We start from the raw sequence: 7,396 nt of genomic DNA, 5'->3' as shown, positions 1-7,396 counted from the left end.
CTCGTCGGCCGCCAGCGCCAGCCGCGTCATGTCGACGAGCGCGCCCTGCATCTCCGCGCCGTTCGACACATCGCCGACGTCGACGGTCGCGGCGGCGTCGGCCTGCCGCCTGCGCTCCTCGGTCACCTCCCGCAGGACGGGAAGGTCGGACGCCACGGTCGAGCAGTCCCCCAGAGTGTCCGGCAGTTTCGTCCGCGTGTTCTGGATGTCGTCGAGGAGGGCGGTCAGCGTCACGTCCGGTGTCGGCCCGGCGGAAGGCGCGCCGCGCACCTCGCCGGGCTCCGCCGTCACGGCGCCCGCGGCCGACGGCGGCACGTACCGCAGTACGTACTGCTCCGGCCAGTGGGAGACCGTGAACCGCCCGCCGGTGACGAGCGCGGCGAACATGACGAGAGCCACCCCCACGCTCTTCCACGATTCGACGACGGCCGAGGGCTCGCGCACCTCCGGCGGGCTCTCCCGCGCCGGGACGGCCATCGGCTGCGGCATCGCCTCACCGCAGTGCGTGCACCTCTCGGGGGCCACGATGTTGTCGTTGCTGCACCACCGGCATCTCACGACGGACCTCCCCCGGGCGGCCGCGGGTCGGCGCGCCGGGCAGGTCGCGCAGCCGCCGCCTCTGCCGGCTCCTGGCCTGGGCGATCCACTCCCGCCCGTCGGCCGCCACCGCCTCCAGCAGGCGCAGCGCACCGTCGAGATCGTCCCCGCCGGGCGGTGGCGTGCCACCGGCGGCGTTCGCGTCGCCGGAGGCGCCACGGGCGGGCAACGCGTCCAGGTTCTCCACCATGACGGTGATCTCGTTCCCGCCGACGAGAGTGAGCCGGAATTCCTGGCTGAGGATCAGCGCCGAGGAGCCCGAGTCGTCGTCGCGCTGGCCGCGCCAGGGAAGAACGGGCTTGCGGCGCCCGTCGTCGAAGCGCAGGCCGACCTCTCTGATCTCCACCGCCTCGAACGCGTCGTAGCGGTACGCGAGACGGTCCTGGTCCTTGACGATGCCCGTGGGGAAGTCGAGATGGACGGCCAACTGACGTACCCCGGTCGCGGTGAGCAGGAACACCCACACGATGTAGGCCGAGAAGCGCTGCGGACCGCCGCGGACGCGTGCGCGGCGGGCATCGGGCGCGGCCTCGGTGAGGATCGCGTGGGCGAGCACGTCCCGGTTTCCGAGGTCGTACTCGTTCATCGCCAGCGATCTGAGGTAGATCTTGTCGTAGTGAAGCCAACCGGCCATGTCGGTGTCTTCGGGACGTCCCTCGAGATCTCTGCAGCGGCTGTCGTACGCCCGGTATTCCTCGGCGAACCGCTTCGGGACGGTCTCCTCGGCGCGGCGGCCGTGCAGCATGTGCACGTAGCGGACGTCCGCCCGTCCGGCGACGACGAGCAGCACACCGCCGCCGATCCAGCCCAGCATGACGAGTGCGGCCCGCGGCTCGAAGGCGAGCATCTCGAGCAGCATGATCCATCCCGCGATGGCGACCGCGCCGCACTCGGCGATGAGCGGCGCCCACGCGGGGAGGCGCAGCCGGGTGCCGGGACGCTCCCACCATTCACGCGCGGCGGTGTCGGCGTGCCAGGCGATCAGCCAGTCGATCGCCCCGGGCTCCACCGCCGGATCGGTGTACAGGTTGCCGATCTCATTGGTGAGCGTCACCCGCCGCTGCCGTGTCGCGAGCTTCCACCATCCGAAAACCCCGCCGGGGGCGCGCTTGTTGAACTCGACCTCGACGCGCCAGGCGACGTAACGGCCGAACCCCGTGCGTCGATCGACCGGCGTCCGCGCCGGGAACGGCGAGTAGCGGCCCGGAAACTGTGCGGGGGCGAAGCGGCAGCCGAGCCCCACCGCGAAGGTCAGCAGTACCCCCACGGCCAACACCGACCAGGCGTGCTGGAGCGTCACCATCGCGAGCGCCACCGCCAGCCCGGCTTCCACGAGGATCGTTCCGCAAACCGTCATCACCAGCGGAAACAGCTTCGTTTCGGTGGAGCGGACCGTCAGCGGCCGCGGCTCCGCGGGGACCGGCTCGAAGAACTTCCACACGTTCTGCTCCCGGCCGCCGACGTGGCGTTTGGCGCGCATCTTGTCGACGGATCGGGCCTCCGTACGGTCATCCGCGACGACGCTCAGCACCTGGTCCAAGTGGCGCTCGATCTCCGTCCGGCGCGGATCCGGCAGCCCGTCGAAGTCGACGAAGACGGCTTCGAGCGCACTCTTGTCATGACCGCCCGATCGTGCCTGTTCCAGCAGCCAATCGACGAGCCGGACGGCGACGTCGAGGCCTCGGTGCCACTCGTCCATCGGTCCGCCGCGGGCGAGCGCGCTGGCGGCGGCGAGGTCTTGTACGCACGCGTCGTCCAGCAACTCGAACGGACGGTCGCTCAGCACCGCCAAGGCCCAGTAGTAGGCGGTCTCGCCGGTGAGGTGGCACCATTCCCGCTTGGCCAGGTTCCCCGACTCGGCCAGCCCCTTCAGCAGTTCCGCGGCCCGGCGCGACATTTGCCCCGCGAGGCAGTTACGAGCGACCTCGAGCGTGCGCTCGGGATCGTCGGCCTTCGGGGGCTCGTAGATGTTGCGTCGCCGTGGACGACGCCCATGACCCCGACCCGCGCTCTGCCGCGAGCCTGGTTGTTCACCTGTCCGGCGCCTCCCGACGTCCGGCGCGGCCGGGGGCGCCGCGCGTCGGGGCTCAATGCTCGCGCCCCTCGCCGGACCGGTCGTCCGGGTCGAGGAAGGAGCCGAAGTCGACGTTGCCGTTCACCTGCCCCACCACTCCGGCGCGTGCGTTGTCGTTGACGATGTTGGTGATCCCGGGCCCGGGCTTCACCGGGTCCGGTTCCGGCTCCTCCAGCCCCGGGACGAGCCGGACGAGCTCCCGCACGAGACGCGCGATGTCGGCGTCCAGATTCCGGGGGTCGAGGCGCGTGTGCTGGCAGACGGACAACGCCTCCAGCTCAGGGGGCAGCCGGTCGCCCATCGGCAGGTGCGCGGATCCCAGCAGAACGGGGATCACCCGCACTCCGCTGTCGAACGCCTCGATGATCTCCTTGCGCACCCAGTCGTCCGGCAGGTCCAGCTTCCGGCGGCCGTTCGCGCGGGCCTCCAGCCAGTGGACGCCGATCAGCACGAGCAGCACGTCGCTGCGCCGGACGCCGGCCAGCAGCTCGTCCCGGTAGTCGCGGCCGAGCGGGATCGACTTGCTCGCCCGGAAGATCGTCTTCCAGCCGAACCGGGCGGACAGTTCCCGGTCGAGCCAGGCGGCGACGCTCTCCCCGTCGCCGGTCCGGTAGTTGATGAAGATTTCAGGCATGACGTCTCCGATCCGTGGCTCGTCCACGTGATCAAGTAGGGGCGCGGGGTGCGGGTTCCGGGGCTCAGATTTCGGCCGGGCGCAGGGACGCGGTGAGCGCCGGAAGCAGCTCGCGCACCGGCGGGTGGTCGTGGCGGCGGGCTAGTACGCGGGCCAGCCGCCGCAGGTCGGTCGTGATCGTCGCCGAACCGACCACGTCGGTGAACGGCAGGAGCCGTCCCGTCAGCTCGCAGGCGTGGTCGATCTCGCCCGCCGCCGCGTGCGCCAGCGCCTGCCGGACCCCGTACCGGGCGCGGGACCGCAGGGCCTCCGGCCGGATGCGCGCGACCTCCGCGTCCAGGACCTCGGCGGCGTCGCGCGCCCGGCCCAGCTCGAAGAGGCACCAGCCGGTGACCGTGGAGACCGGGTCGGGCAGGTTGACGGACCCGAGACCGGACGCCGTCCCGCCGGAATCGGCGGCGAGGAGGCGGCGCGCGCGGTCGAGGGCGCGCATGCAGGCGTCCCCGTCACCGGCCAGCGCGTGGCCCTGGGCCTCGCGCTGCGCGGCGAGCCCGCGGATGCGCGGCGGCACGTCCCGTTCGGACCAGGCGCGGTGCGCCAGGTCGACGGTCTGCGCGGCGTCGTCCCGATAGAGGGTCACCAGCGCGCGCCGCACCAGGGCGTAGACGGCGAGGTCGTGGTCGCCGCCCGCCGCCGCCATCTCGGCCGCCTTCGCCGTCCACCACAGGGCCGCCCGGTCGTCGCCGGACTCCTGCGCCATCCAGCCCGCGTACTCGGCGAAGCGCGCGCCCAACACCAGCAGGTCGTCCCGGGTCCGGACGGCGGCGCGCGCGCGCGAGCGCGCAGGACGTGCGTCTGCGTGACGACCAGCGGCAGGACCGCGCCAGGGCTCGCGGTCTGGCCGAGGTCGCGGAGCCGGGCGAACAGCGTCCGGAACGCGGCCAGCGCGGTCGGCTCCCCGGCGGTCTCCGTCATGCCCCGGGCGCCGAGCCCGAAGCCCAGCACCGATGTCGACGTCACCGCGAGGGCCTCACGCCGGTTCATCGGATGGAACCGGCTCTGCCCGTTCAGCGAAAGGTTCATCAGCCACACCTCGTCGTCCGGCGCCTGCTCGTCGAGCCGGACGTCCCGCGGACGCGAGGCCAGTGCGATGAGCGTTCCGCCCGCGTCGAGCACGGCGTCGCTCATGCGCGCCAGCTCGGGCGAGGGCGACTTGCGCCCATGCTCGATCTTGCTCAGGTGTCCCTTGCTGTAGTGCAGCAAGGCGCCCAGTCGCGCCAGGGACAGACCGGCCTCCAGCCGCTTCCGCCGCAGCTCTGCACCGAATGCTGGCATCGACTCCGGCATTTCGGCCTCCGTTTCCCGTTGTCGACTTGAAGAGGCGGGTGAAACGCCTGGTCAGGCTCGCGGGCTTACTACTGGCTTGAGATCGGACAGCAGGGAGCACGTCAAACACAACGGAACTATTCGACGAAACCAGGGAACGCAATGCTCACGGGGCGCAGACGGGCGGCGGCCGGTTCCACCGGTGCATCGTGCGGCATCCTCGACGAGGGCGGCCGGCAATGCTTGATCAAGTCCCGTGCGGTGATCATGAAGCTGCTGGGAATGTGACATGAACCCCGGACACCTCCGTGCGAGCGCCACAGTACCAAGATTCGGTAAAGACTTGCGGATGGTTTCCCGCGCTACGGACGGAAACACGGGTTTCCCGTTTCCCGTTTCACGACAAACCACGCCAAATCCATTGATCGATCATGAAATCGGATCCGTGGACATCCGCCGGACGCGGACGCGCGGGGGCGTCGTCACCGCCCTCGCCCCCTCTTCGCCACCCCGAGTACCGCCGGGAATCTGGTCGGATGTAGGTTAGTGCGCTCGGCGCGACATTTACGGAGAGTGAGCCCCGGATCCGGTTCGCAGTGTGATCTCCGTCAACTCCCGGCCCGGGCCGACAGTCACGGGTTCCACGTTTCTCCTGGTCACGCGACTTTAATGGGCAACTGACAGGTTTTCCTTATCGTCGCGGCGCGATAGATCAGTTCCTCTTGTCGATCGCCGTACGGCACGCTGAGTGACATCAGCCGCCGAGGAACATCTACCGGCGGCCCTCCAACGCCTCGCCGGAGGCGTTTCCTGTGGCGAAGAGGAACCTGCGCACTTACCGTCGGTGACCAGCTCCCCAAGTACGGCTGACCGCCGGTGCCTCGCTGGACGCGGACAACGCCTTCGAGACGATCAACCACAAGTCGCACGAGGATAAGTGGCGCGTCGTATTCTTCTTAACGGAAGACCACCAGATGACCCTTTACCTGGGTATCATGGGTCGGCGTGACCCTCCAGGACGCGTTGACCAGCGCGGACGAGCTAATCCCTGTTGGTGCGTACCTCCGTGTTTCGGAGGACAAGAGCCAAAAGTCCGGTGCCGCCGACTGGCGAGAGGCCGGCGAAGAGGTCCACTCGCAACTCGAAGAGATTCACGAGCTGGCGGCCGACCACGGCTGCAAGGTCGTCGCGGTCTACAACGACAACAATGCGCCAGCTACAGACCCGTTCATCGTCCGCAAGGACTTCGAGCGGCTGCTTCCGGACCTGGAGTCGGCCACCGTCATCCAGGGCCTGTTCTTCTACCACTCAGACCGCCTAGCGCGTCTTGAGTACGACGCGGCCCGCATCAACCGCATCTACCAGATGAACCCCGACCTCATCGGGCTGTCCACCTCCGGTGGAGTGGACCTCTCCACGCAAGAGGGCCGGACGATGTTCATGATGCAGGCCACCGTGGGCGGCATGGAGGTCTACAACACCAAGCGCCGTGTCGTCCGCAAGCGCAAGAAGCTTGCGGTCAGGGGCGTCATGATGGGGGCTCCCCGACCGTTCGGCTGGAGTGAAGACCGGCTCAGCCTTCACCCTGTCGAGTCCGAAGACCTCGCGAACGCGATCAAAGCCATCCCTGGGGGCAAGAAGATCGGAACCATTCGAAAAGAATGGTTCGCCAAGGGGTACATGAAGAAGCAGACCAAAAAGGGTCTGGAGAAGCATGGCAAGCGCGACATGCCAATGGACCACTCTGCAGTGGAGGGCATCCTTACGAATCCCCGCAACTGTGGCTACATGATTCACCTTCCCCAGTCCGAGCGCCGCGGCAACAATCGACCATGGCTGCCGGATCACGTTGTCTACAAAGACGGCAAACCCGTGATGGGCCCTTGGAAGCCGGTCGTAACCCCAGAGGAGTGGGCGGCCTGCGTCGAGGCTATCAAGGAACGCAAAGAGAAGCGCAGCAAGGGTCTGGACAAGCCGCACGAGACTTCGGACAAGTACCTGCTATCCGGAATCGCCCGATGCGGAAAGTGTCTGTTCCCGCTGACTGCTAACTGGTACAGCAAGCAGTCTTCCTCATATGAACGGTACGGCTACCGTTACGCCTGCCTGAGCAATCTCGGGGGATGTGGTGGCGTGACTCGCGTCGGGCCACCCATCGAAGACCTTGTGGAAGCCGTCTTCCTGGAGGAGGTCCGCCGCTCCCTCGGAGCCGTCGTCAAAGAAGAAGATGTCGACGAGACGGTTCACGACGAACGGCTCGCCGAGATCGACGAAGAGATCGAGGAAGTCAACCGGCGTCGCAAGGAAAAGCGCATCACCATGACCAAGGCACTCGACCTCATCGAAGAACTCGAGGGCGAGCAGGTTGACCTCAAGGAGAAGCGCCGGAAGCTCACCGCTTCCAAGGTTCAGCGGAAGACTGAATACCCGACTCTCCTGAAGGAGTGGGAGGGGTACACCATCTCGGAGAAGAAGCACAGGCTTCGCCAGGACATCCGAGCGGTGATCGTCCAGCCTCAGGGGCGGGGACGTCAGCCGTTCAATCCTGAGCTGATCGGAATCGAGTGGGTGGAGTAGAAGCAAAAAGAGGCCCCCTGCCGAAAAGAGAGGGGGGGCTTTTTACTATCCCGCTTCTCGCAAGCCCCATAGCTTCATGGTGCACTTGCGCCACTCTTCGTCGCGAGTCGGCAGGGGCCCAGGTGGCCACCATTCGGCCTCTGAGACCTTAAATACCCGACAGGGGCAAAGGGTGGCCGAGCGGGCCC

General features: G+C 68.0%; 5 protein-coding genes. 1 reads left to right on the top strand and 4 read right to left on the bottom strand.

Features of this window, described 5'->3' with window-relative positions; translation table 11 throughout:
- From BJF79_RS02165 to BJF79_RS58115, 4 genes are all read right to left on the bottom strand, one after another.
- Positions 1-525 (bottom strand): hypothetical protein (locus BJF79_RS02165; RefSeq protein WP_143219644.1); only part of this gene is annotated, 525 nt, incomplete at its 3' end.
- Positions 494-2,494 (bottom strand): hypothetical protein, encoded by a 2,001-nt coding sequence (locus tag BJF79_RS02160; protein ID WP_075894752.1) that lies wholly within the window; start codon positions 2,492-2,494, stop codon positions 494-496. The genes BJF79_RS02160 and BJF79_RS02165, both read right to left, overlap by 32 nt.
- A 190-nt stretch (positions 2,495-2,684) precedes the next feature.
- Entirely contained in the window at positions 2,685-3,305 is a 621-nt protein-coding gene (locus BJF79_RS02155) for a toll/interleukin-1 receptor domain-containing protein (protein ID WP_075894751.1), read from the bottom strand.
- Between the two features lie 636 nt (positions 3,306-3,941).
- Entirely contained in the window at positions 3,942-4,652 is a 711-nt protein-coding gene (locus BJF79_RS58115) for a helix-turn-helix domain-containing protein (protein ID WP_262401411.1), read from the bottom strand.
- Positions 4,653-5,636: 984 nt separating this feature from the next.
- Between BJF79_RS58115 and BJF79_RS02145 the strand changes: the two genes are divergently transcribed.
- Positions 5,637-7,208 (top strand): recombinase family protein, encoded by a 1,572-nt coding sequence (locus tag BJF79_RS02145; RefSeq protein WP_075894750.1) that lies wholly within the window; start codon positions 5,637-5,639, stop codon positions 7,206-7,208.
- Positions 7,209-7,396 lie beyond the last annotated feature (188 nt).

Source organism: Actinomadura sp. CNU-125 (genome assembly GCF_001942465.1).
Taxonomy (GTDB): Bacteria; Actinomycetota; Actinomycetes; order Streptosporangiales; family Streptosporangiaceae; genus Spirillospora.
Note: the sequence above shows the minus strand (reverse complement) of the source record. Positions and strands in the feature narration are given on the sequence as shown.